This is a genomic window from Pseudomonas sp. ANT_J12 (assembly GCF_008370045.1).
In the GTDB taxonomy this organism is placed as follows: Bacteria; Pseudomonadota; Gammaproteobacteria; order Pseudomonadales; family Pseudomonadaceae; genus Aquipseudomonas.
Genome location: NZ_VOBN01000001.1, coordinates 897,197 through 920,439, shown reverse-complemented (window position 1 = coordinate 920,439; position 23,243 = coordinate 897,197). Strand labels below are relative to the sequence as shown.

General features: G+C 61.7%; 21 protein-coding genes. 14 read left to right on the top strand and 7 right to left on the bottom strand.

Features of this window, described 5'->3' with window-relative positions; translation table 11 throughout:
* Positions 1 to 220: 220 nt before the first annotated feature.
* Positions 221 to 1,597 (bottom strand): L-serine ammonia-lyase, encoded by a 1,377-nt coding sequence (locus FQ192_RS04470; protein WP_149657530.1) that lies wholly within the window; start codon positions 1,595 to 1,597, stop codon positions 221 to 223.
* 135 nt (positions 1,598 to 1,732) lie between these two features.
* Between FQ192_RS04470 and FQ192_RS04465 the strand changes: the two genes are divergently transcribed.
* The 8 genes from FQ192_RS04465 (at position 1,733) to FQ192_RS04430 (ending at position 9,920) form a co-directional block, all read left to right on the top strand.
* Positions 1,733 to 2,680, top strand: coding sequence for a LysR substrate-binding domain-containing protein (locus tag FQ192_RS04465; protein ID WP_149657529.1), 948 nt, complete (start codon positions 1,733 to 1,735; stop codon positions 2,678 to 2,680).
* Positions 2,681 to 2,893: 213 nt separating this feature from the next.
* Entirely contained in the window at positions 2,894 to 3,301 is a 408-nt protein-coding gene (locus FQ192_RS04460; protein WP_149657528.1) for an HPF/RaiA family ribosome-associated protein, read from the top strand.
* A 201-nt stretch (positions 3,302 to 3,502) separates the two neighbouring features.
* A complete protein-coding gene (locus FQ192_RS04455; RefSeq protein WP_149657527.1) occupies positions 3,503 to 3,808 on the top strand; it encodes a DUF3649 domain-containing protein in 306 nt (101 codons plus the stop codon).
* The gene (locus FQ192_RS04450) at positions 3,805 to 5,376 is read left to right on the top strand and encodes a PepSY domain-containing protein (protein ID WP_149657526.1); all 1,572 of its coding nucleotides are present in this window, start codon (positions 3,805 to 3,807) and stop codon (positions 5,374 to 5,376) included. The genes FQ192_RS04455 and FQ192_RS04450 overlap by 4 nt, the downstream gene beginning before the upstream one ends.
* Positions 5,377 to 5,700 carry a DUF3325 domain-containing protein gene (locus tag FQ192_RS04445; protein WP_149657525.1) on the top strand — a complete coding sequence of 108 codons (324 nt, stop codon included), beginning with the start codon at positions 5,377 to 5,379 and terminating at the stop codon, positions 5,698 to 5,700.
* Positions 5,700 to 6,263, top strand: coding sequence for an RNA polymerase sigma factor (locus tag FQ192_RS04440; protein WP_149657524.1), 564 nt, complete (start codon positions 5,700 to 5,702; stop codon positions 6,261 to 6,263). The genes FQ192_RS04445 and FQ192_RS04440 overlap by 1 nt, the downstream gene beginning before the upstream one ends.
* Positions 6,260 to 7,249 carry a FecR family protein gene (locus FQ192_RS04435; RefSeq protein WP_149657523.1) on the top strand — a complete coding sequence of 330 codons (990 nt, stop codon included), beginning with the start codon at positions 6,260 to 6,262 and terminating at the stop codon, positions 7,247 to 7,249. Before FQ192_RS04440 ends, FQ192_RS04435 begins: the two co-directional genes overlap by 4 nt.
* A gap of 241 nt (positions 7,250 to 7,490) precedes the next feature.
* Positions 7,491 to 9,920, top strand: a complete 2,430-nt coding sequence (locus FQ192_RS04430) for a TonB-dependent receptor (RefSeq protein WP_149657522.1) — start codon at positions 7,491 to 7,493, stop codon at positions 9,918 to 9,920.
* Between the two features lie 137 nt (positions 9,921 to 10,057).
* Here FQ192_RS04430 and FQ192_RS04425 read toward each other — a convergent pair whose 3' ends face one another.
* Entirely contained in the window at positions 10,058 to 10,933 is an 876-nt protein-coding gene (locus tag FQ192_RS04425) for an AraC family transcriptional regulator (RefSeq protein ID WP_149657521.1), read from the bottom strand.
* Positions 10,934 to 11,270: 337 nt separating this feature from the next.
* Here FQ192_RS04425 and FQ192_RS04415 point away from each other — a divergent pair, with 337 nt between their 5' ends.
* Complete coding sequence (locus FQ192_RS04415; RefSeq protein WP_149657519.1) at positions 11,271 to 12,188, top strand: DMT family transporter; 918 nt, start codon at positions 11,271 to 11,273, stop codon at positions 12,186 to 12,188.
* Here the strand turns inward: FQ192_RS04415 and FQ192_RS04410 are convergent.
* The 3 genes from FQ192_RS04410 to FQ192_RS04400 all read right to left on the bottom strand — a co-directional run bounded on the left by FQ192_RS04410 (position 12,142) and on the right by FQ192_RS04400 (position 14,975).
* Positions 12,142 to 12,651, bottom strand: a complete 510-nt coding sequence (locus FQ192_RS04410) for a DUF2165 domain-containing protein (RefSeq protein WP_149657518.1) — start codon at positions 12,649 to 12,651, stop codon at positions 12,142 to 12,144. The two genes, FQ192_RS04415 and FQ192_RS04410, sit on opposite strands and share 47 nt — an antisense overlap.
* Before the next feature lie 156 nt (positions 12,652 to 12,807).
* Positions 12,808 to 13,782 carry a D-glycerate dehydrogenase gene (locus tag FQ192_RS04405; RefSeq protein ID WP_149657517.1) on the bottom strand — a complete coding sequence of 325 codons (975 nt, stop codon included), beginning with the start codon at positions 13,780 to 13,782 and terminating at the stop codon, positions 12,808 to 12,810.
* A 224-nt stretch (positions 13,783 to 14,006) separates the two neighbouring features.
* On the bottom strand, positions 14,007 to 14,975 hold the full coding sequence (locus tag FQ192_RS04400) for a LysR family transcriptional regulator (protein ID WP_149657516.1): 969 nt from the start codon (positions 14,973 to 14,975) through the stop codon (positions 14,007 to 14,009).
* Between the two features lie 272 nt (positions 14,976 to 15,247).
* On the opposite strand from FQ192_RS04400, the gene FQ192_RS04395 reads away from it, so the two are divergent.
* The 4 genes from FQ192_RS04395 to FQ192_RS04375 all read left to right on the top strand — a co-directional run bounded on the left by FQ192_RS04395 (position 15,248) and on the right by FQ192_RS04375 (position 20,243).
* On the top strand, positions 15,248 to 16,759 hold the full coding sequence (locus FQ192_RS04395; protein ID WP_149657515.1) for an efflux transporter outer membrane subunit: 1,512 nt from the start codon (positions 15,248 to 15,250) through the stop codon (positions 16,757 to 16,759).
* 207 nt (positions 16,760 to 16,966) lie between these two features.
* Entirely contained in the window at positions 16,967 to 19,162 is a 2,196-nt protein-coding gene (locus FQ192_RS04385; protein WP_149657513.1) for an FUSC family protein, read from the top strand.
* Positions 19,152 to 19,352, top strand: a complete 201-nt coding sequence (locus FQ192_RS04380) for a DUF1656 domain-containing protein (RefSeq protein ID WP_007896379.1) — start codon at positions 19,152 to 19,154, stop codon at positions 19,350 to 19,352. The genes FQ192_RS04385 and FQ192_RS04380 overlap by 11 nt, the downstream gene beginning before the upstream one ends.
* 24 nt (positions 19,353 to 19,376) lie before the next feature.
* Complete coding sequence (locus FQ192_RS04375) at positions 19,377 to 20,243, top strand: HlyD family secretion protein (protein ID WP_149657512.1); 867 nt, start codon at positions 19,377 to 19,379, stop codon at positions 20,241 to 20,243.
* A 116-nt stretch (positions 20,244 to 20,359) separates the two neighbouring features.
* Here the strand turns inward: FQ192_RS04375 and FQ192_RS04370 are convergent, their stop codons facing one another.
* Together FQ192_RS04370 and FQ192_RS04365 are read right to left on the bottom strand one after the other, a co-directional pair.
* Positions 20,360 to 20,761 (bottom strand): DUF4440 domain-containing protein, encoded by a 402-nt coding sequence (locus tag FQ192_RS04370; RefSeq protein ID WP_149657511.1) that lies wholly within the window; start codon positions 20,759 to 20,761, stop codon positions 20,360 to 20,362.
* Entirely contained in the window at positions 20,758 to 22,128 is a 1,371-nt protein-coding gene (locus FQ192_RS04365; protein WP_149657510.1) for an MFS transporter, read from the bottom strand. Before FQ192_RS04365 ends, FQ192_RS04370 begins: the two co-directional genes overlap by 4 nt.
* Before the next feature lie 110 nt (positions 22,129 to 22,238).
* On the opposite strand from FQ192_RS04365, the gene FQ192_RS04360 reads away from it, so the two are divergent.
* Complete coding sequence (locus FQ192_RS04360; RefSeq protein ID WP_149657509.1) at positions 22,239 to 23,120, top strand: LysR family transcriptional regulator; 882 nt, start codon at positions 22,239 to 22,241, stop codon at positions 23,118 to 23,120.
* Positions 23,121 to 23,243: the final 123 nt, after the last annotated feature.

Genomic DNA, 23,243 nt, shown 5'->3' with positions numbered 1-23,243 from the left:
CGGGTTGGTTCGCAATACCAGACCATCGGCCATTCCATAGCCATATCGCCATCATCGCTTTGTAGGAGCAGTCTTCGGCAGCGCCTACAGGGACGTAGCAAGGGGCATGCCGGGAAAACGGTCGAACAATGAAACGGGCACAAAAAAGGCGAACGGTGATGTTCGCCTTTTCTTGCCTGCCCGTTTCAGGGCAAAAGCAGTGCGGGTGCAACGGAAGCGGTCAACATTCCACCCAGCTCACCGCCAACCCACCCCGTGAAGTCTCTTTGTATTTGTCCTGCATGTCGGCGCCGGTATCGCGCATGGTGCGGATTACCCGGTCCAGGGAAATGAAGTGTTTGCCGTCGCCGCGCAGGGCCATTTGCGTGGCGTTGATCGCCTTCACTGCGGCGATGGCGTTGCGTTCGATGCACGGCACTTGCACCAGGCCGCCGACCGGGTCGCAGGTCAGGCCGAGGTTGTGTTCCAGGCCGATTTCGGCAGCGTTTTCCAGTTGCTCCGGGGTGGCGCCGAGCACGTCTGCCAGACCGGCGGCAGCCATGGCACAGGCCGATCCGACTTCACCCTGGCAGCCGACTTCGGCGCCGGAGATCGAGGCGTTTTTCTTGCACAGAATGCCGACCGCCGCCGCGCCGAGGAAGAACGCGACCACGTCATCGTCCGACGCGTCCGGGTTGAATTTCATGTAGTAGTGCAGCACCGCCGGAATGATCCCGGCCGCGCCGTTGGTGGGGGCGGTGACCATCCGTCCGCCGGCGGCGTTTTCCTCGTTCACGGCGAGGGCGAACAGGTTGACCCACTCCATGGCCGACAGCGTGGACGTGATGACATTCGGCTTGCCGATTTCCAACAGGCTGCGGTGCAATTTCGCGGCACGGCGCGGAACATTCAGACCGCCGGGAAGAATGCCTTCATGCAGCAAGCCTTGCTCGACGCACTCGCGCATCACCGACCAGATGTGCAGCAAGCCTTGGCGGATTTCGGCTTCGCTGCGCCAGGCCAGTTCGTTGGCCATCATCAGCTCGGAAACCCGCAGGCCATGCTGGTTGCACAGCCTGAGCAATTCGGCGGCGCTGGAGAAATCGTACGGCAGCACCACGTCGCTGGCAGGCGCGATGCCGGACTCGGCTTCCGCCGCTTCGATGATGAAACCGCCGCCCACCGAGTAGTACGTTTGCTCCCACAGCTCGCCGGTTTCGCCGAAGGCTGTCAGAGACATCGCGTTGGGGTGGTAGGGCAGGCTCTCGTCCAGCAGCAGGAGATCGCGCTGCCAGTTGAAGGCAATGGTCAATTGGCCGGCGAGGGACAGTTCGCCGGTTTCCCGCAGATGCTGGATGCGTGAATCGATAGACGTCGGATCGATGCTGTCCGGCCATTCGCCCATCAGGCCCATGACGCAGGCGCGGTCGGTGGCGTGACCGACGCCGGTCGCCGACAACGAGCCGTAGAGGCGGATTTCTACCCGCCGTACGTCGGCCAACAATTGTTGGTCGATCAGGGCCTGGGCAAAGGTCGCGGCGGCGCGCATCGGGCCGACGGTGTGGGAGCTGGATGGACCGATGCCCACCTTGAAGAGATCGAAAACACTGATAGCCATGCTAAAGCCTATACAAGCAATGGAAGAGAAATCGCTGCCATTTTTGTAGGACAAGCGCAATGTCGGCGATACTGCCCACCTCGGTCCTACGTGACCAACGAAACTTCCTAAGACAGCCTTTAGCAGGACTAAACGATGAGTCGTCAATTGCACGCCCAGACCTACGTCTGGCTGCACGTGTTTTCCTGTGCCGCGCGGCACTTGTCGTTCACCCGTTGCGCCGAAGAGCTGCACATCACGCCGGGTGCGGTCAGCCAGCAAATCCGACAGCTGGAAGAGCGTCTGGGTTTTCGCCTGTTCCACCGTCGCGCTCGCGGCGTGGAATTGAGCGCGGAGGGCCAGCGACTGGCTATTACGGTCAACGAGGCGTACGGCAGCATCGACGCGGAATTGCGACGACTGGACGCCGGGATGATCAGCGGGACTTTGCGCTTGCGCTCTATTCCGTCATTCCTGAGCAAGTGGCTGACCCCGCGCCTGCCACGCTTGCAGCAACGTTTTCCGGACATTCAGTTGCGCCTGGTCGCCGAGGACAGCAGCGTGCCGCTGCACGAAGGCGACTTCGATCTGGCCATTGACCTGAACGACGGCAGCTATCCCGGTTTGTTATCCACCGCCTTGCTCGATGAGCAGATCTTTCCGGTCTGCGCCCCGAGCCTGCTGCGCGGCCGTCCGCCACTGCACGGCCCGGCGGACCTGATGCATTTTGCGCTGCTGCACGACATCACCGCCTGGCGCGGCAGCTACGAGTACGCGGAGTGGGAGTTCTACCTCAACGCCATCGGCTTCGAAGGCGCCGACGTACGGCGCGGGCACACCTTCAATCGCAATCACCTGACCATCGAAGCGGCGATTGCCGGCATGGGCGTGGCGATTGCGCGGCGAACCTTGCTCAACGATGAGCTGGAGCGGGGGACGTTGATTGTGCCGTTTGGCCTGGCGGTGCCGAATCACAAACGCTACATGCTGCTGTATGCGCCGGGGGCGCTGAGCCATCCGGGCGTGCGCGCGGTGCATGATTGGCTGGTAGAGGAAGCGGGGATTTTTCGCAGTCTGCATCCACTGGCGGAGCAGCAGATGTGAGCAATTGTGACAAGGAAGCGTGGCGACCCAACTCCCGACCTTAACAGCGCTTTTGGCCGTTGTCCGGCTTTTTTTGCGAATCCATATTTATCTTTTTTTAGGGGTTGAAATGTTCTGCGCACAGACCGATTGTGTAAGTAAGAGGCCACGGTGATGACGCCCAAGGGCAAGCCGACCGGCCTCTCGCGAGCTAGCTGAAATAAGGGATGAACTATGCAAATCCAAGTCAACAGCGATAACCATATTCAAAGCAGCATCCGACTGGAGGAGTGGGTACGTACTACCATTGAGAGCACGCTCGAACGTTACGAAGAGGACCTGACCCGCGTCGAGGTTCACCTGCGGGACGAAAACGGCGACAAGCCCGGACCGCATGACATGCGCTGCCAGCTGGAAGCGCGGCCTAAAGGCCACCAACCGATCTCGGTGACCCATAAAGCCGATACCCTGGAACAAGCCATCGACGGGGCGGCCGAAAAACTCGAACACGCGCTTGAGCATCTGTTCGGCAAATTGCGGGGCAAACCACGTGCCGCTATCGTGCCGTTCGAGAGAGTTGCAGCCGATGCGCTGCTGGAAGACGAGTTTCTAGAGAACGAACAGGCTGCACAAAACGGCTGAGGCCTGATTCACTTTTTACCTTTCCACTGACAAACGGGTCTGCTTATGCAGGCCCGTTTTTGTTTCCGGTGTTCACCAGCCCAAGTAGCGATAGATGATTCTCATCGGAGTCTTTTGCGTATGAGAATTTTTATCATTAGTATTGCGGCCTTGTTGGTCTCGAGACATTCACGAGGCCTTACCCGGTTTCAAGGTCGAACCATGAAAGGCAAAAGCCGCACGCTCCCCGTTTCCTACCGACTGGCGGTTACCTCGCGGGTGTTGGCTGCCGTGCTGGGCGGTTATGTCGTGGCCGCGTTGGCGAGTGTCAGCCTGAGCCTGCTGCTGCCCATGGCCCGCGCCGAAGCGGTGGTCACCGGGATGATGACTTCGTTTCTGGCGTATCTGGTGGCGGTGCTCTGGTGTTTTGCCTGTCGCAGTGCCTGGCAGGCGTGGTTCGGCATGCTCGTGCCGAGCCTGGTGCTGGGCGCGGTGTCGGGGCTGGCGTACTGGGCGGGCCAGCCATGAAAGAGGGCTTTCGCCAGACCATGGCCTGGCTGCACACCTGGGTCGGCTTGATCTTTGGCTGGTTGCTGTTCGCGATTTTCCTGACCGGCACCCTCGCGTATTTCAAAGCCGAGACCAGCCACTGGATGCAGCCGGAGATTCCTGCGCGTTCGGTGTCTTCTGAAGCCAGCCTGACCCTGGCGCAAGATTATCTTCAACAGCACGCGCCCAACGCTTCCCGCTGGCTCATCGACCTGCCGACCGCCCGCGAGCCCGGCCTGACGGTGCGCTGGCAGCAAGCCCCGGCCGAACCGGGCAAGCGCGGCCAATTCAGCAAAAAGACCCTCGACCCGCAAACCGGTGCCGAAGTGCAAGGCCGGGCCACCATGGGCGGCGACTTCTTTTACCGCTTCCACTTCCAACTGCAAATGCCTTACCCGTGGGGTCGCTGGTTGTCGACCGCCGCCGCGATGCTGATGTTCATCGCGCTGATCACCGGGATCATCACGCACAAGAAAATCTTCAAGGACTTCTTCACCTTCCGCCCGCGCAAGGGCCAGCGTTCCTGGCTCGACGGGCACAACGCGGTGGGCGTTCTGGTGTTGCCGTTTCACCTGATGATCACCTACAGCAGCTTGGTGATTTTCATGTCGATGGTGATGCCGGCGGGCATTCTTGCTGCGTACAAGGGCAATGCCTCGGCGTTTTTCGAGGAGGTATTTCCGGCGGCCAACACGCCGACTGTTGCAGGTCAACCTGCGCCATTGGCGCCGCTGGCACCGTTGCTGGAACGGGCTCATGAGCAATGGGCTGAAGGGCGCGCCGGTCGCCTGGCCGTGAACAACCCAGGCGATGCGAATGCCTCGGTCATCCTGGAACGCGATGGCGCCGACGGCGTGGTCTACGATTTTGGCCGCGCGCTGACGTTCAACGGCGTCACTGGCGAGCTGCTCGGCACGCCACCGGAACAACCGATTCCAATGGCAATCGCCGGCGGTTTCTACGGTTTGCACATGGGCCATTTCGCCAGCCCGGTGTTGCGTTGGCTGTACTTTATCTGCGGGTTGGCCGGCACGGCGATGATCGGCACCGGGCTGGTGATCTGGCTCGGCAAGCGTCAGCTCAAACATGCCAAGAGCGGCGTGATGCCCTTCGAATTGCGGCTGGTGGAAGTGCTGAACATCGCCAGCATGTCGGGACTGGTGATAGCCGTGGCGGTGTTCTTCTGGGCCAACCGCTTGTTGTCGGTGGCGCTGGCGGAACGGGCGGATTGGGAAGTGAACAACTTTTTCATCGCCTGGGGTTTGAGCGTGCTGCATGCGCTGGTCCGCCGTGGCCGCACGGCGTGGGTCGAGCAACTGGCGTTGGCCGCGGTGCTGTTCTGCGCGGTGCCGTTGCTCAACGGGTTGACCACGCCGTACAACGTGGGCGTGTCCCTGAGCCAAGGCGATTGGGCCATGGCCGGTTTCGATCTGACATGCCTGGGCAGTGGCCTGTTCCTGGCCTGGGCTGCGTGGAAAATGCGGCGTGTGGAGAACGCTGCACCAGTCACCCGCCGCCCCATCTCCCTTGAGCGCGAGGCGACCTGAATGCTGCTGGCCCTGTTGCTCTGCTACGGCGGATTTGCCGCGCTCTGTCTGTCGATGGATCGGCATCACGTCGACCTTCTGGGGCGCAAGCCATCGGCCAGGCGCCGACGCAATATGAGACTTGGCGGCTGGTTATTGCTGGCCTTGTCGTTATGGGCGGCAGTGTCCGCGACCGATTGGGGTTTGGGCCTGGTCGAGTGGTTCGCGGTGCTGATGTCCAGCGCATTGTTGCTGGTGTTGCTGCTGCCGTATCGCCCGCGCCTGGCCTTGTCGTTGGCAGCAATGGGTTTGCTCGCCAGCCCCGTTTGCGCAGTGCTGAGCTGATGATCGCCAGCCCTCCGGAGTCCCACGATGACGAACATCGTGGCGCCCGCGCGCATTTTCTCCAGGTGTTTTTGTCCCAGCGTTCGCAGATGGAAGCGCTGGTGAGTCGGCGCGTCGGGTGCAGGGCGACGGCGGCGGACCTGGTGCAGGACTTGTTCCTGCGTTTCTGGCGTCGGCCATTGGTTCAGGTAGAAGAATTGAGCACTTATCTGCTGCGCTGCGCCGGCAACATCGCCATCGACCACTTGCGCAGCGAAGGCACGCGGGTGCGGGTCAACGAAGGCTGGATGCCGGATGCGCCGGACAGCCAGGGCAGCGAACCGCAAGCCGCGTTGGAGGCGGGCAATGATTTGCGCCACGTCGAAGCCGCGTTGCGTGCGTTGCCCGAGCGCACGCGGCAGATTTTCCTGCTCAACCGCATCCACGGCCGCAAGTACGCCGAGATCGCCAAGGCCATGGGTTTGTCCCAAAGCGCCGTGGAAAAACATATGATGCGCGCCCTCGACGCCTGCAAGGCCAGCCTGCGGGAACCCGAACCGCGTACGCCAAGGAAAGCACCGTGAACCACGCCGAACGCGTCACCCCGACGCCCGCCCAGGAACAGGCCGCTTTCGCCTGGCTGAGCCTGTTGCACGATCAGCCGAGCACTGGCGATCAGCTCACGTTCAGTCACTGGTTGCAGGCCGATCCCGCGCATGCCGAGGCCTACGCCCAGGCGCAAGTGGTCTGGGAATTGAGCGAAGTGCCGGCGCGGACATTGGCCGATGAAGAGGCGTTTGCCCTGCAGGGGTATCTGAATGCGATGGACCGTTCGAAGCGCTCCAGCGTGCGGCGCTGGTCCGGGGCGTTGGCGATGGCGGCGTGTCTGTTGCTGATGGTCGGCGTCGGCGCGGGGTGGCAGCCGCTGCGTTGGGCGGATGATCTGGGCGCGGATTATGTGTCGGCGCCGGGGCAAATTCGTACGGTCACCCTGGCTGATCAATCGCAAGTGACGTTGGATGCCGACAGTGCGATTGCCGTGGATTTCAGCCACGGCGAGCGTCACGTCGAACTACGTCGCGGCGCCGGTTTTTTCAGCGTGACCCACACCGGCGAGCCGTTTGTGGTGGAGGCCGAAAAGGGCCAGGCGCGGGTGCTCGGCACTCAGTTTGAAGTGCGCCTGCAACCTCACGGTGCGCAGGTGACGGTGTTGTCCGGGCGGGTCGGCGTCACGGCGGAGCGCGGCGCCGAACAGCAAATCCTCACCGCGGGCCAGCAGGTCGCCTATGCCGATGGCTCGGCGGAAAAACTGCAGGCCGTGGACAGTGAGGCGCAATTGGCCTGGCGCCAGGGCTGGCTCAATTACTACAAGGCGAGCCTGGCGGAGGTGGTGCAAGACCTGCGGCGCTATTACCCGGGGCGGATTTTGTTGCTCAACGATGAACTGGCGGCGCGGCGGGTCAGCGGGAGTTTTCCGAGCAAGGATCCGCAGGCGGTGTTGAGTTCGTTGCAGGGGGTGTTGGGGTTTGAGCAGCATCACCTTTTGGGGCAGATGATTATTTTGCGTTAGGCGGCTGGCCTCTTCGCGGGCAAGCCTCGCTCCTACAAAGGGGGCGTTCGCATGTTCGGAATAAACACCCATCCCCTGTAGGAGCGAGGCTTGCCCGCGAAAGCGCCAGACCAGACACCACAAAACCCAAGATAAAAAATATTTTCAAAATAATGATGAGGTAAACCCTAACGCCATCCGTGTAGTGACTGAAACTGCGAGTCATTCGCATCCCGCTGCGGTTCTACACAGGTCATGAGCAATGAAGTCCAGGGCAAAATCGGGTTCGGTCAAACAATGGTTCGGTGCCTCGGCGCTGAGTTTTTCGGCAGTGGCATTGCTGCCGCTGAGCGTGGCCATCGCTGCTGAAACCACCAGCACGCAACAGCGCACGCAATTCAATTTCGCCATCGCCGCCAAACCGTTGCCCCAGGCCCTGAGCGACTTCAGCCGGATCACCGGCACCAGCGTGGTCTACACCGACGAAGCGCCCTACGGCCTCAATGCCCCGGCGCTCAATGGGCAGATGAGCGCGGAACAGGCGATCCAGCGCCTGCTCAGCGGATCGGGCTTCACCTTCCGCCGCACCGACGCCCACACCCTGGCGCTGGAACCCGTGCCCACCGAAGGCACTCTGAACTTGGACGCGACCACCATCACCTCGGTGCTGGACCAAACCCAGAGCTACCAGCCACCGCCGACCAGCAATGTGATGCGCAGCTCGGCGTTGCTCCAGGAAACCCCGCAAACCATCAACGTGATCCCGGCCCAGGTCATTCGCGATCAGGCGCCGCGCAATCTCGATGATGCGCTGGCCAACGTCAGCGGCATCACCCAGGGCAACACCCTGGCCAGCACCCAGGACTCGGTGATGACCCGGGGTTTCGGCGACAACCGCAACGGCTCGATCATGCGCGACGGCATGCCGATCGTGCAGGGCCGTGGCATGAACGCTACGGTTGATCGCGTGGAAGTGCTCAAGGGCCCGGCGTCCTTGCTCTACGGCATCCAGGACCCGGGTGGCGTGGTCAACATGGTCAGCAAGAAACCCGAACTGACCCAATACAACGCCCTGACCCTGCGCGGCTCGACCTACGGCGACGGCAAGAACGGCAGCGGCGGCGGCCTCGACAGCACCGGCGCGCTGGGCGAGTCCGGGCTGGCCTATCGCATGGTCCTGGACCACGAAGATGAAGATTACTGGCGCAACTTCGGCACCCACCGCGAAACCCTGGTGGCGCCGTCCCTGGCCTGGTTCGGCGAGAGCACCAAGCTGCTGTTCTCCTACGAACACCGGGAATTTCTGACCCCGTTCGACCGGGGCACGATCATCGACCCGCGCACCAACCACCCACTGGATATCTCGCGCAACGAGCGCCTCGACGAGCCGTTCAACAACATGGAAGGGCGCTCGGACCTGTATCACTTCGAGGCCGATCACGAGCTCAACGACAACTGGAAAGCCCACTTCGGCTACAGCTGGAACCGCGAAACCTACGACGCCAGCCAGGTGCGTGTCACCGCGATCAACACCAGGAACGGCACCCTGACCCGCAACATGGACGGCACGCAGAATGCGATCAGCACCGACCGCTTCACCACCGCCAGCCTCGAAGGCAAAGTGAACGTGTTGGGCCTGCAGCACGACCTGGTGTTCGGCGTCGATGACGAGTACCGCAAGATCTACCGCGAAGACCTGATCCGCCAGAAAAGCCTGAGCACCTTCAGCTACGTCAACCCGGTGTACGGTCGCGAAGTCGCCGGCACCACCGTCAGCCCGGCGGACAGTGCCCAGACCGATCAACTGCGTAGCGATTCGATCTTCGCCCAGGACTCTATTCACCTCACCGACCAGTGGATCTTTGTCGCGGGCGGGCGCTTCCAGGAGTACGACCAGTACGCCGGCAAAGGCGTGCCGTTCAAGGCCAATACCGACAACAACGGTCAGAAATTCGTGCCGCGCGCCGGGCTGGTGTATCGCTACACCGATGAACTGTCGTTCTACGGCAGCTACACCGAATCGTTCAAACCCAACTCGACCATCGCACCGTTGAGCGGCAGCACCGTGGTGCTCGACGGCAGCATCGCGCCGGAAGAAGCCAAGTCCTGGGAAATCGGCGCCCGGCTCGACATGCCAGGCCGCATCACCGGTGATATCGCGCTGTTCGACATCAAGAAACGCAACGTGCTGATCGCCAACGCCGAAGGGCCGACCACGATCTACAGCGCCGCTGGCGAAGTACGTTCCCGTGGTCTGGAAATCGATCTGACCGGCCAGCTCACCGACCGTTGGAGCATGATCGGCAGCTACGCCTACACCGACGCCGAAGTCGCCGAAGACCCGGACTATAAGGGCAAAAAACTACAAAACGTCGCCAAGAATACGGGCTCGCTGTCGGCCGTCTATGACTTCGGCACCCTCATCGGCGGCGATCAGTTGCGGGTTGGCGCGGGGGCGCGGTATGTCGGCGAGCGAGCGGGGGATGCGCCGAATGATTTCGACCTGCCGGGCTACACCGTGGCCGATGCCTTCGCCACCTACGACACCAAGGTCGAAGGGCAGAAGGTCAAGTTCCAGCTCAACGTGAAGAACCTGTTCGACCGCACCTACTACACCTCGGCGGCGAGCCGGTTCTTTGTGTCGATGGGGGATTCGCGGCAGGTGTCGCTTTCCAGCACGCTAGAGTTCTGATCTCAGACCGCGTCATCGTTCTTCGCGGGCAAGCCTCGCTCCTACAGAGGTACGCGTTCCTTCATGAGAATGCGATCAAATGCAGGAGCGAGGCTTGCCCGCGAAGAGGCCTTGAAGGGCGCCGATAATCTTCGGATCTAACGCAAAAACGCCTGCCGATATTCCCCAGGCGTCACCCCCAACACCTGGCGAAACCGATTGGTGAAATGACTCGCACTGGCAAACCCGCACGCCAAGGCAATCTCCCCCAACGGCTGCGCGGTCGAACGCAACAACTCCCGCGCCCGACTCATGCGTCGCGCCAGTACATACTGATGGGGCGGCAAGCCGAAACTCTCGCGGAACATCCGCGCAAAGTGATATTCCGACAGCGCACACAACCCGGCCAGTTGCCCCAGGCTGATGGCGTCGGCCAGTTGATTGTCGATGAACTCCACCAACTGCCGGCGCTGATGCGCCGCCAGTCCACCCTTGAGCCGTAAACCCTGGCGCATGCCGACCTGGCTGAGCAGCGCGTGGCTGAGCATTTCGTGGGCCAGGCTGCTGGTCAGCACGCGTTCGCCCGGTTCTTCCCAATTGAGCGTGAGCATCTGCCGAAAGCGCCGGGCTTGTTGTGGGTCGTCGAGGAAGGTGCCTTCACGCAATTGCAATTCGCGCGGTTCGCGGTCCAGCAGCGTGACGCAGCCGAGGGCGAATTGTTCGGGGCTGAAATACAGATGGGCCAGGCGAATGTCGCCATTGATGACCCAACCTGACTGATGCTCGGCCGGCAGGATGCACAGCTTGTCGGGGCCACCCTTGGTGCCGGGCTGATCACGACGAAAGGTCCCGGTGCCGCCGGCAATGTAGCAGGACAGGGTGTGATGGCTCGGCGCTTCGTAGTCTTGAGCGTCGTGATGGTTGCTCCACAAAGCTGCAGCCATGCCGTCACCGAGCTCGGCGCTGTGCTCAAGACGAGCATTGGGCGAGCGGTTGAGGGCTTGAAAGACTTGCAGGGTTTCCAGTGCGGGCATGATCGTTTTCTCTCCAACGCCTTGCATCCTACTCCGTAGATCCTGGCCTGCCAGCCCGCGGGCCGACAAAAGCGCAAGTTTATGCAAGTGCGTGCACGTTTGGCGCAGCACACTGGAGCCCTAATCAAGCAATGCCCTTGTGGCGAGGACGCTTTTGTGGCGAGCGAGCTTGCTCGCGCTTGAGTGCGCAGCACTCACAAAATTGGCAACGGTTGCCGAGATTTTGGGGCCGCTTCGCAGCCCAGCGCGAGCAAGCTCGCTCGCCACAGAAATGTACTCGCCACAAAAGCGTACTCGCCAGAACAGCGTGCCGCGTTGCCCCTCCAGGAGTTTTGCCATGAACCTGTCTTTGTACCTGTTGACCGTGCTGATCTGGGGCACCACCTGGATTGCCTTGAAATGGCAACTGGGGGTGGTGGCCATCCCGGTGTCGATCGTCTATCGCTTCGGCCTCGCCGCGCTGGTGCTGTTTGTGATGCTGCTGCTCAGCCGACGCCTGCAAGTGATGAACCGTCGCGGGCACTTGATCTGCCTGGCCCAGGGCCTGTGCCTGTTCTGCGTCAATTTCATGTGCTTCCTGACCGCCAGCCAGTGGATCCCCAGTGGTCTGGTCGCCGTGGTGTTTTCTACTGCCACGCTGTGGAACGCCCTGAATGCGCGGGTGTTTTTCGGTCAGAAAATCGCCCGCAACGTCTTGATGGGCGGCGCGCTGGGCTTGTTGGGGCTTGGCCTGCTGTTCTGGCCGGAACTGGCGGGCCAAACTGCCAGCCCGGAAACCTTGCTCGGCCTGGGCCTGGCCCTGTGCGGAACGCTGTGCTTCTCGGCCGGCAACATGCTATCGAGCCTGCAACAGAAGGCCGGGCTCAAACCCCTGACCACCAATGCCTGGGGTATGGCCTACGGCGCGGCGATGCTGACCGTGTGGTGCCTGGTCAAAGGCATCCCGTTCGACATCGAATGGAATGCGCGCTACATCGGCTCGCTGCTGTACCTGGTCATCCCCGGTTCCGTCATCGGCTTCACCGCTTACCTTACGCTGGTCGGACGCATGGGCCCGGAGCGCGCGGCGTACTGCACGGTGTTGTTCCCGGTGGTGGCGCTGAATGTCTCGGCATTTGCCGAAGGCTACCAATGGACCGCGCCGGCGCTGGTGGGCCTGGTGTTGGTGATGCTGGGTAACGTGCTGGTGTTTCGCAAGCCCAAGGCACTTAGTGCTCAACCTTCAATGTCATGTAAATCAATAACGGCAAAATGAAATCGACAATATGCCGCGCCCAATCCTTGGCGTTCCACACTTGCGATTCATCCATGTCGAACCATTCGACACCGATCACTTGCATGCACACGTAATAGACGAAGATCGCAATTAACAGGCCGATGATGGATAACTTTTTAGCTTCGTGAAATACGTCGATGGATGCATGCCTGTGTTTAAAGAGTTGATAAGTGCCGAGCAGGCAGTAAGCGGTATACATAACTTCCAGGGTGATGATGAACCAGTAGATGCGGTGATGCAGAATCGGCGAGGTAATCGCCCGGTAGCTGATGTTAAGGTTCTCGCGGGTGGTGTCCATGCTCAGGATATGGCCGATATATTCATAGTTGGTGCTGTAGTCAATGATGTTGCTATATAGCACCAGCAGCCCAAAAAAACTCAAGAACGCCATGAGTGTGATTTTGCTGTATCTGATGAGTTGATCTGTGGTCAGGTAATTCAATGGATGGGCTCTCCGTAGCCAATACTCGTGATAGTCGAGTGAATGACGCGGAGTCTATAGCGTGGATAACTATTTTGGCGCTGGACTGAATTGCAAAGTGTGTATCGGAGTTAATCAATAACGGGCAAGTGTTTGTATAAACCTGCCCGTTTTTATTCAGCCTTTCCAGACCTGCGGGTTCACCAAGTCTTGCGGACGCTCACCGAGCAGCGCGCTGCGCAAGTTGGCCAGGGCGCGGTTGGCCATGGCTTCGCGGGTTTCATCGGTGGCGGAGCCGATGTGCGGCAGGGTGACGGCATTTTTCAACTGGAACAGTGGCGATTCGGCCAGCGGTTCTTTCTCGTAGACATCCAGGCCGGCGCCGCGGATCCGGTTGTTTTGCAGCGCTTCGATCAGCGCCGGTTCGTCCACCACGGGGCCGCGGGCGATGTTGACCAGGATTGCACTTGGCTTCATCAACGCCAGTTCGCGGTGGCTGATCAGGTGGCGGGTTTTCTCGCTGAGCGGCACCACCAGGCAGACGAAATCCGCTTCGGCCAGTAACTGGTCAAGGCTGCGGAACTGCGCGCCGAGTTCCTGTTCCAGTTCGGTCTTGCGGCTGTTGCCGCTGTAGATGATCGGCATGTTGAAACCCAGCCGACCCCGACGGGCGATGGCCGCGCCGATGTTGCCCATGCCGACGATGCCCAGGGTCTTGCCATGCACATCGCAGCCAAACAACGGGGCGCCGACGGTCGCTTGCCACTGGCCGGCCTTGGTCCAGGCGTCCAGTTCCGCCACGCGGCGGGCGCTGCTCATCAGCAGGGCGAAGGCCAGGTCGGCAGTGCTTTCGGTGAGCACATCGGGCGTGTTGGTCAGCATGATCCCGCGTTCGTTGAAGTAGGCGACGTCATAGTTGTCGTAGCCCACCGAGACGCTGGACACCACTTCCAGTTTGGCGGCGTTCTCCAGCTGCGCGCGGCCGAGTTTACGCCCGACACCGATCAAGCCATGGGCGTGGGGCAGGGCTTCGTTGAACTGGGCATTGATGTCGCCGTTTTTCGGGTTCGGCACGATCACGTCGAAATCCTGTTTCAAACGCTCGATCATTTCGGGGGTGATGCGGCTGAAGGCGAGGACGGTTTTTTTCATGGGAATCGGCTCGGCGGGCGGTGGTGAATGCCAAGCACGCTAACATTCTTTCCGGGCGTTGCGCGAGGTCCCGGACGGCATTGATCGTTCCCACGCGCAGCCAAGGAATGTCTCAACGGACGCTCCGCGTTCGGCTTTGGAGGGGACGCAGAGCGTCCCGGGCTGCATTCCCACGCGGAGAGTGGGAACGATCATCAACGATCAAGAGCCCGCTGGATGAGCGATCAATTCGCCAACCGCGCCCCGGCCAGGCTCCCGCTCAATTCATACGCCGCCAGTTCCGCCTGATGCGCCGCCAATATCTCCGGCAACGACCCGCGCAGGTATTCGACCCAGGTCTTGATCTTGGCATCCAGGTACTGGCGCGAGGGGTAGATTGCGTACAGATTCAATTCCTGCGAGCGGTAGTTCGGCATCATCCGCACCAGCGTGCCGTTGCGCAGCCCTTCAATCGCCGCATACACCGGCAACACGCCGACGCCCATGCCGCTGGTGATCGCGGTTTTCATCGCGTCGGCGGAGTTCACCAGAAACGGCGAGCTGTTAATGGTGACCATTTCCTGGCCTTCGGGGCCATCGAAGGTCCATTTCTCCAGCGGGATCACCGGGCTCACCAGGCGCAGGCAGGCGTGGTTGAGCAAGTCGCTGGGTTTCTGGGCGCAGCCGTTGGCTTTCACATACGCGGGCGAGGCGCAAACGATGCTGTAGGTGATGCCCAAGCGCTGGGAGACGAAGCCCGAGTCCGCCAGTTCGCTGGCGAGCACGATGGACACGTCGTAACCCTCGTCCAGCAAGTCCGGCACGCGGTTGGCCATGGTCAGGTCGAAGGTCACGTCCGGGTGGGTCTTGCGGTAGCGGGCGATGGCATCGATCACGAAGTGTTGGCCGATGCCGGTCATGGTGTGCACTTTCAGCTGTCCGGCGGGGCGGGCGTGGGCGTCGCTGGCTTCGGCTTCGGCTTCTTCGACGTAGGCCAGGATCTGCTCGCAGCGCAGCAGATAGCGTTTGCCGGCCTCAGTCAGGGCGATGCGGCGGGTGGTTCGGTTAAGCAGACGGGTTTGCAGGTGGGCTTCCAGGGTGGAGACCGCGCGCGAGACGTTAGCGGTGGTGGTGTCCAGTTGCACGGCGGCGGCGGTAAAACTGCCGGCCTGGGCCACGTAACTGAAGGCGCGCATGTTTTGCAAGGTGTCCATGGGGTGCTCTCGGGTTCGATGGCAAATTGTGACACGAAGTTACGGGGTCAGTGACCCCGACCAAGGGATTATCGCGTTAACGGTAACAAAGATTCACAGGAATCCCAGCTTATCGCCAACAAGGCCCACCCCTAGAATTGCGCCGGTCCCATGTAGGAGCGAGGCTTGCCCGCGAAGGGAGCGCCGCGGTGTATCAGTAACACCGCGTTATCGTTCTTCGCGGGCGAGCCTCGCGCCTACAGGACCCCTCTCTATTTCAGGAATTTTCAGCAGTGCCGCGTCGCATCAACAAAGCGCTCAAGACGCTCAGTGTTTTGGCTTTAACCCTGGCAATCAGCGGCTGCATCGGTACCGCAGGCATTGCCCCGCAGGGCAAGGCACTGGAGGCCGATTCCCTGGCCACCGATGAAGCCATCCAGCACGCCGCACAGGACGCTCACTGGCCCACCGCGCAATGGTGGCAGGCCTATGGCGACCCACAACTGAACCGCTGGATCGACCTCGCCGTGCAAGGCAGCCCGACCATGGCCATGGCCACCGCCCGGGTGCGCCAGGCCAAGTCCATGGCCGGCATCGCCGAGGCCGCCGAGTCGTTGCAGATCAATGGCGAATCGACCCTCAAGCGCCACAACTGGCCGACCGATCAGTTCTATGGCCCCGGTGAACTGTCCAACACCACGACCTGGGACAACAACGCCGCGCTCGGCTTCAGCTACGCCCTCGACCTCTGGGGCCGCGAAAGCAACGCCACCGAGCGCGCCGTGGACATGGCGCACATGAGCGCCGCCGAAGCGCGCCTGGCCCAGCTCGAATTGCAGAACAACATCGTGCGCGCCTACATCGAACTCTCGTTGCATTACGCGCAACGGGACATCGTCGCCGCGACGTTGCAGCAGCAACAGCAAATCCTCGATCTGGCGCAAAAGCGTTTGAACGGCGGCATCGGCACTCATTTCGAAGTCAGCCAGGCCGAAACCCCGTTGCCGGAAACCCATCGACAGATCGATGCCCTGGACGAAGAAATCGCCCTGAGCCGTAACCAACTCGCGGCGCTGGCGGGCAAAGGCCCGGGGGAGGGCGCGCAGTTGCAACGGCCGACTCTGGCGTTGGGCGCGCCGCTGAAACTGCCGTCATCACTGCCTGCGCAATTGCTCGGCCAGCGCCCGGACGTGGTCGCGGCCCGTTGGCAAGTGGCGGCCCAGGCTCGTGGCATCGATGTCGCCCATGCCGGGTTCTACCCCAACGTCGACCTGGTCGGCAGCCTCGGCTACATGGCCACGGGCGGCGGGGCGCTTGAATTCCTGACCGGCAAGAAACTCAACTACAGCGTCGGCCCGGCGATCTCGCTGCCGATTTTTGATGGGGGCCGCTTGCGCTCGGAACTGGGCGAAGCGTCGGCCGGGTATGACATCGCCGTGGCCAAGTACAACCAGACGTTGGTCAATGCGTTGAAGAACATCTCCGATCAACTGATCCGCCGCGAGTCGATGGACAAGCAGCAGATGTTCGCCGCCGAGTCGGTGGCCACGGCGCTGAAGACCTACGACATCGCGATGATCGCCTACCAGCGCGGGCTCACTGATTACCTCAACGTGCTCAATGCCCAGACGTTGTTGTTCAAGCAGCAGCAGGTGCAGCAGCAGGTTCAAGCTGCGCGCCTCAGTGCTCATGCCGAGTTGGTGACGGCGCTGGGTGGTGGGCTGGGTGCCGGCAGTGATGTGCCGACAGACAGCCAGACCGCCGCACCCAAAACCCCGGCCCTGCTTAAGAGCCTCTCGAATTGAACACACTGTTTCTGGCACACCCACATTTGTGGCGAGGGGGCTTGCCCCCGTTGGGCTGCGCAGCAGCCCCAAAACCGGCCAACGCGTTTTTTCAGGCACACCGCATCTACCGGTTTTACGACGGCTACGCCGCCGAACGGGGGCAAGCCCCCTCGCCACAGGTACTCGTAGTTCCACAGGTTTTCGTGTGACTCAGGTTTCTTCTACATGAGCAGGATTTTGCCCACACCCCTGCGCTGGCTGTACTCCCTCGAATGGCGCCGAGGCTTCTACGACTGGGCACGCAGCGATGGCGTGACCTGGGTCTACATTTTCAAGGTGCTGTTCGCCGCGTTCCTGACCCTGTGGCTGGCCATGCGCCTGGAACTGCCGCAACCGCGCACGGCGATGATCACCGTGTTCATCGTCATGCAGCCGCAAAGCGGCCACGTGCTGGCCAAGAGTTTCTATCGCTTCCTCGGCACGCTCACCGGCTCGGCGGTGATGGTTGCGTTGATCGCGCTGTTCGCGCAAAACACCGAACTGTTCCTCGGTTCGCTGGCGATTTGGGTCGGCCTGTGCACCGCCGGTGCCGCGCGTTATCGCAACTTCCGCGCCTACGGTTTTGTGCTCGCCGGCTACACCGCCGCGATGGTCGGTTTGCCGGCATTGGCCCACCCGGACGGCGCGTTCATGGCGGCGGTCTGGCGGGTGCTGGAAATCTCCCTGGGGATTATCTGCTCGACCCTGATCAGCGCCGCGATCCTGCCGCAAACCGCCAGCGCCGCGATGCGCAACGCCTTGTACCAGCGCTTCGGCGTGTTCGCCTTGTTCGTCACCGACGGCTTGCGCGGTCGCAGCCAACGCGAGGCTTTTGAAGCGAGCAACGTGCGTTTCATTGCCGAAGCCGTGGGCCTGGAAGGCTTGCGCAGCGTGACGGTGTTCGAAGACCCGCACATGCGCCGGCGCAACGGTCGGCTCAGTCGCTTGAACAGCGAATTCATGAGCATCACTACCCGCTTCAACGCCTTGCACCAATTGCTCGAACGCTTGCGCAGCAGCGAGGCGGATCACGTGGTGGCGGCGATCAAACCGGGCTTGCAGGACCTCGCCGAATTGCTCGACGGCTTCAGCGGCCGGGCGCTGACCAACGCCGATGCCGCGCGTCTGGTCACGGCGTTGACCGCGTACAAGGAAGGCTTGCCGGCGCGGGTACGCAGCCTGCGGGCGACCTTCCAGGAGAGCGCGCCAAGCGACGCCGAGCAACTGGATTTCCACACCGCCTACGAATTGCTCTATCGCTTCGTTGACGACCTGCACAGTTATGCACAGACCCACGCGTCCCTGGCCGATCACAGTCACGCCCGCGAACAATGGGACGAGCCGTTCACCCCACAAACCAACTGGATGGCGTCGGCCGCATCGGGGATTCGCGCGGCATTTATCCTGGTGGTGCTCGGCAGTTATTGGGTCGCTACAGCATGGCCGAGCGGGGCGACGATGACGTTGATTGCCGCCGCTACCGTGGGCCTTTCAGCGGCAACGCCGAACCCGAAACGCATGGCCTTTCAAATGGCTTGCGGCACCTTGCTCGGCGCATTGATCGGCTTCGTCGAGATGTTTTTCATCTTCCCGTGGATCGATGGTTTTCCGCTGTTGTGCGTAATGCTCGCACCGGTGATCGTGCTCGGTTCGTTCCTCACGTCACGCCCGCAATACGCCGGGGTGGGCCTCGGGTTGCTGATCTTCTTCAGCACCGGTTCGGTGCCGGACAACCTCACGGTCTACAACCCCTACACCTTTATCAACGACTACATCGCCATGGTCCTGGGCATGCTGGTGTGCGCCGCCGCCGGGGCGATCATCCTGCCACCCAACAGCCGCTGGTTGTGGCGGCGGCTGGAGCAGGATTTGCGCGAGCAAGTGGTGTACGCGATCAGCGGCAAGCTCAAGGGCCTGGGGTCGAGTTTCGAAAGTCGTACCCGGGATTTGCTGCACCAGGCCTATGGCCTGGCGGTCGGTTCGCCGCAGGTGCAACGGGACTTGCTGCGCTGGATGTTCGTGGTACTGGAAGTCGGTCACGCGATCATCGAGTTGCGCAAGGAACAGGCGATTCTGCCGGTGCACCCGGCCTATGCTCAATCCCAGCCGTGGCGCCAGGCGATCCGGGTGATGGGGCGTTCGCTGGTGCGGCTGTTCCTGCAACCGAGCCAGAGCAATCTGGAGCGCGGATTGATTGCCGTGGATCACGCAATCAGCCGGGTGCAAGCCACCGACGAACCCTTCGCCCCGCACTTCGATACCTCGGCGCTGCGGCGGGTGAAGAGTTATCTGCACTTCATCCGCACCTCATTACTGGACCCGCAATCGCCGCTATCCGGCTACATGAAAGTTACGGCCAAAGGAGTTGAACATGCCGCGTGAAATCGCCTTCCACGGCGTGTACATGCCGACCATGACCCTGATGTTTTTCATCGCCGCGGCACTGGCCTGGGCGCTGGACCGCTTCCTCTCGGGGTTCGACTTGTACCGTTTTTTCTGGCACCCGGCGCTGCTGCGCCTGAGTCTGTTTACCTGTCTGTTCGGCGCCCTGGCGCTGACTGTCTACCGTTGACTCTCTAATACTGAGAATGCTCTGATGAAAAAGCTCTTCAGCCTGCTCGCCACCTTGCTGGTGCTGGCCCTCGCCATATGGATCGGCCGGACCCTGTGGGTGCACTACATGGACACCCCCTGGACCCGCGACGGGCGGGTGCGCGCCGACATCATCAACGTCGCCGCCGACGTCACCGGCGAAGTGGTGGACGTGCCGGTGCGCGACAACCAACTGGTGAAAAAGGGCGACTTGCTGATGCAGATCGACCCCGAGCACTACCGCATCGCGGTCAAGCAGGCGCAGTCGATGGTGGCGTCGCGCAAGGCGACGTGGGAGATGCGCAAGGTCAACGCCCATCGCCGCGCCGACATGGACGCGCTGGTGATCTCCAAGGAAAACCGCGACGACGCCAGCAACATCGCCGACTCGGCCCTGGCCGATTACCAACACGCCCAGGCGCAACTGGAAGCCGCCGAACTCAACCTCAAACGCACCGCCGTGCGCGCGGCGGTGGACGGCTACGTGACCAACCTCAACGTCCATCGCGGCGACTACGCGCGCATCGGCGAAGCGAAAATGGCCGTGGTCGATATGAACTCGTTCTGGGTCTATGGTTTCTTCGAAGAAACCAAACTGCCTCATGTGCGGGTCGGCGATAAAGCGGACATGCAACTCATGAGCGGCGAAGTGCTCAAGGGCCATGTGGAGAGTATTTCTCGCGGGATCTACGACCGGGACAACCCGGAAAGCCGGGAGCTGATTGCTGACGTCAACCCGACGTTCAACTGGGTGCGCCTGGCGCAACGGGTGCCGGTGCGGATTCACATTGATGAAGTGCCGGAGGGGGTGCTGTTGGCGGCGGGGATTACGTGCACGGTGGTGGTGAGGCAGGGCGACGCGGCAGAATGAAGATCGTTCCCACGCGCAGCAAAGGAATGCATCCCGTGACGCTCCGCGTCACAGCTTGGGACGCAGAGCGTCCCGGGCGTCGCGCTACCACGCGGAGCGCGGGAGCGATCGGGGGCTCACTCGCCGCTACAAAACGTCTCCTGCAAATGCCGCCAGATCACCCGCCCGGATGCGAGTTTTTCAAACACCACCGTCGACCTGCGATCCGAGTGCAATCCCGTCGCATCAGTCTGCTTTTCGCGATAACTCACCGTCGCGCCATGCTCGTGCAAGGCAATGCCGTTGAGCTCGCTAAGCTCAATCCTGAACCCGCTCTTCTTGCCGCCCGCCATCCGAAACAACGCGCTCAACGCGCCCAGATCCAGCACCCGGCCCAACGGCGAGACCATGGAAAACTGCGGCGAGAAACGGCTCAGCAACCGATCCAGTGCGGCGACATCTTCTTCCACGGCGAACCATTGTTCGATCGCCACGTGGGCCTGGATCACTTCGTCAAAGTACTCGGTGTAGTCAGTCATACGGATTTTTCCTGAAGGGGATTTGAGGTTAGCAGGGCGAGGACGTTCGTCGAATCGAAGCGCAGGACGGCGGTCATGGGCACCAGTGTCAACAGGGCGGCGGCGAGGAAGCAATAGTTGAAACCTTGAGTGCCCAGCGCGCCGAGCAATGAACTCAACAGCGCCGCGCCGAGGCAGAAACCGAGTTGGCGATTGATGTTCCACAGGGCACTGGCGTGGCCCATTTTTTCCGGCGTTATGCCGACAAAGGCCAAGGTCTGTGCGGTGACGCTGCACAGGCTGCCACCCAGGCCCATCATGGCGTAGGCAACGATCAGCAGTGGGCCGGCGGGTTGTTCGATGCGCATCAGCAGCACAATGCCAAGGCTTTGCAAGACCATGCCGGCGATCAGCAACGGCTTGGGGCCGATGCGATTGAAACTGCGTTTGCCCAGCAGGATCGCCACCCCCGAGCCGGCCGCCCACGGCAACATCAGCGCGCCGGTTTGCGCTGCGCCGAAACCGAGCTCGTGCAGGTACAACACGGCAATCAGGTTAGTCCCGGTAAAAATGCCGGGCACACAGAGGTAGATCAGCATCGCCAGGCGCAGTGATGGATTTTTGATCAGTTGCAGGTCGAGGATTGCCTCGGGTTTTCGCCAGCTGTCGCGCAGGTACAACGCGGCCATCGTGGCGCTGAGGATCAATCCGAGCCAGCCGAACGCACGGGTGCCGGGTTCACTCAACAGGCTCAAGGCGATCAGCAACAGGCTCAGGGCCGAGATGGCCAGCAGCAAGCCACGGGCATCCAGAGTCGGGCGTTCGGTGACGGCTGGATCGGCTTTCAGCCACAGCAGGCCGAGGCCGAAGGTGAGCAGCGCCACCGGCAGGTTGAGGTAGAAAATCCAGCGCCAGGACAACGTCTGCACGATCAACCCGCCGGCCATTGGCGACAAGGCCGGGACCATCAGCGCCACCAGCAACACCACGCCGGTGAAATGCGCACGCTGGGCCGGTGGAAACTGTCGATAAGCCAACGCCTGGCCGACCGGGAGCAATAACCCGCCACCGAGCCCTTGCAGCAGCCGCCAGCCGATCAGGCTTTCAATCGACCCGGCCTGGGCCACCAACGCCGAAGCGATACCGAACAACAGCAAGGATGCGAGGATCAGCCGCCGCTCACCGATCCGCGCCGCCAGCCACACGCTCATCGGAATGATCAGCGTCAGCCCGAGCATGTAGGCGTTGCTGATCCAGGCCAATTCGGTGACCGAGGCATGCAGGTCCCGGGCGATGTCGGGGTAGGCGATGCTGGCGACAAACATGTTCAGCAGGTCGAGGGCGAACCCCAACAGATACACGAGCGCGACTTTCGAGCGATAGGCCATGGCCACTTCCCTGTAATGAGGTGTGCAGGGTAGGGCGCTGGCGAGGGTAGGAAAACGCTGGTTTGGCTGCTAGTTTGTCAAAATTATTTTGACAAAGGAGTGAGGTGTCCATGGTCAGCCTCGATCGATTCGACACCTTCAAGGCCGTGGTCGAGGCCGGATCATTGACCGCTGCCGCCGATTTGCTGGGCCAGACCCGTGCCGTGGTCAGTTTCAACCTCAAGCGCCTGGAGGAAGAACTGGGCGTGACGTTGCTCACGCGCAACACCCGGCAACTGGCCTTGACCGATGCCGGCGAACGTTTCTATCAGCGTTGCCTGCGCACCCTCGACGAAGCCCGGCTGGCGATCGAGGAGGCCCGGTCCGAGCATTCGCAGCTCAAGGGCACCTTGCGCATCACCACCACCGTGGAGTTCGCCTTGGCCCAGGTGGTGCCGGCGCTGGAGGTATTTCGTCAGCAACATCCGCAGTTGAACATTCACCTGTCCACGTCCTCGACCCACGCCGACCTGATCTCCGAGCGGTTTGACGTGGCGATTCGGCTGGGGCGTATGCACGACTCCAACCTGCGGGCGGTGCAGTTGTCGACGTTCGAGATTTTTGCCGTGGCGTCGCCGGGGTTGATCGAGCGTTTCGATGTCGCCGATACGCTGGCGGCCGTGGAATCGTTGCCGACCCTGGGGCATGGGCGAGTGCCGGAATTGACGGTGACCGACCCGGCCGGGACCGAGCATCTGTACCAGCCAAAACCGGGGAGCATCGCGATTGTCGCGGACAACTCGGCAACGTTGCGGGCCTTTGCGTTGACCGGGCAGGGCGTGGCGATCTTGCCGCAGTGGCTGGTTCAGGAGGATCTCGAAGCGGGGCGGTTACAGCGCTTGTTGGCGGATCACCGGTTTGCCCAGCAGGGGGTGTATGCGTTGTACCCGGACACCCGGCACCTGCCGCTGAAGGTGCGGGCGTTTATTGATTTCATGAAGGGGTGGTGTTGAGAATGAGTGGTGATTGGGCTGACGTCTTCGCGGTCAAGCCTTGCTCCTACAGGGTTTGTGTCGTTCGCATGATTGGCGTACGACTCAAAATCCCTGTAGGAGCAAGGCTTGCCCGCGATGAAC

Excerpts from the sequence above, each read along its gene's own strand:
- FQ192_RS04380 (WP_007896379.1), top strand. The coding sequence starts at position 19,152 with ATGCCGCGTGAAATCGCCTTCCACGGCGTGTACATGCCGACCATGACC.
- FQ192_RS04400 (WP_149657516.1), bottom strand. The coding sequence starts at position 14,975 with ATGGACACCTTGCAAAACATGCGCGCCTTCAGTTACGTGGCCCAGGCC.
- FQ192_RS04440 (WP_149657524.1), top strand. The coding sequence starts at position 5,700 with ATGATCGCCAGCCCTCCGGAGTCCCACGATGACGAACATCGTGGCGCC.
- FQ192_RS04465 (WP_149657529.1), top strand. The coding sequence starts at position 1,733 with ATGAGTCGTCAATTGCACGCCCAGACCTACGTCTGGCTGCACGTGTTT.
- FQ192_RS04470 (WP_149657530.1), bottom strand. The coding sequence starts at position 1,597 with ATGGCTATCAGTGTTTTCGATCTCTTCAAGGTGGGCATCGGTCCATCC.
- FQ192_RS04375 (WP_149657512.1), top strand. The coding sequence starts at position 19,377 with ATGAAAAAGCTCTTCAGCCTGCTCGCCACCTTGCTGGTGCTGGCCCTC.
- FQ192_RS04425 (WP_149657521.1), bottom strand. The coding sequence starts at position 10,933 with ATGCCCGCACTGGAAACCCTGCAAGTCTTTCAAGCCCTCAACCGCTCG.
- FQ192_RS04430 (WP_149657522.1), top strand. The coding sequence starts at position 7,491 with ATGAAGTCCAGGGCAAAATCGGGTTCGGTCAAACAATGGTTCGGTGCC.
- FQ192_RS04460 (WP_149657528.1), top strand. The coding sequence starts at position 2,894 with ATGCAAATCCAAGTCAACAGCGATAACCATATTCAAAGCAGCATCCGA.
- FQ192_RS04370 (WP_149657511.1), bottom strand. The coding sequence starts at position 20,761 with ATGACTGACTACACCGAGTACTTTGACGAAGTGATCCAGGCCCACGTG.
- FQ192_RS04385 (WP_149657513.1), top strand. The coding sequence starts at position 16,967 with ATGAGCAGGATTTTGCCCACACCCCTGCGCTGGCTGTACTCCCTCGAA.
- FQ192_RS04450 (WP_149657526.1), top strand. The coding sequence starts at position 3,805 with ATGAAAGAGGGCTTTCGCCAGACCATGGCCTGGCTGCACACCTGGGTC.
- FQ192_RS04455 (WP_149657527.1), top strand. The coding sequence starts at position 3,503 with ATGAAAGGCAAAAGCCGCACGCTCCCCGTTTCCTACCGACTGGCGGTT.
- FQ192_RS04365 (WP_149657510.1), bottom strand. The coding sequence starts at position 22,128 with ATGGCCTATCGCTCGAAAGTCGCGCTCGTGTATCTGTTGGGGTTCGCC.
- FQ192_RS04415 (WP_149657519.1), top strand. The coding sequence starts at position 11,271 with ATGAACCTGTCTTTGTACCTGTTGACCGTGCTGATCTGGGGCACCACC.
- FQ192_RS04445 (WP_149657525.1), top strand. The coding sequence starts at position 5,377 with ATGCTGCTGGCCCTGTTGCTCTGCTACGGCGGATTTGCCGCGCTCTGT.
- FQ192_RS04405 (WP_149657517.1), bottom strand. The coding sequence starts at position 13,782 with ATGAAAAAAACCGTCCTCGCCTTCAGCCGCATCACCCCCGAAATGATC.
- FQ192_RS04360 (WP_149657509.1), top strand. The coding sequence starts at position 22,239 with ATGGTCAGCCTCGATCGATTCGACACCTTCAAGGCCGTGGTCGAGGCC.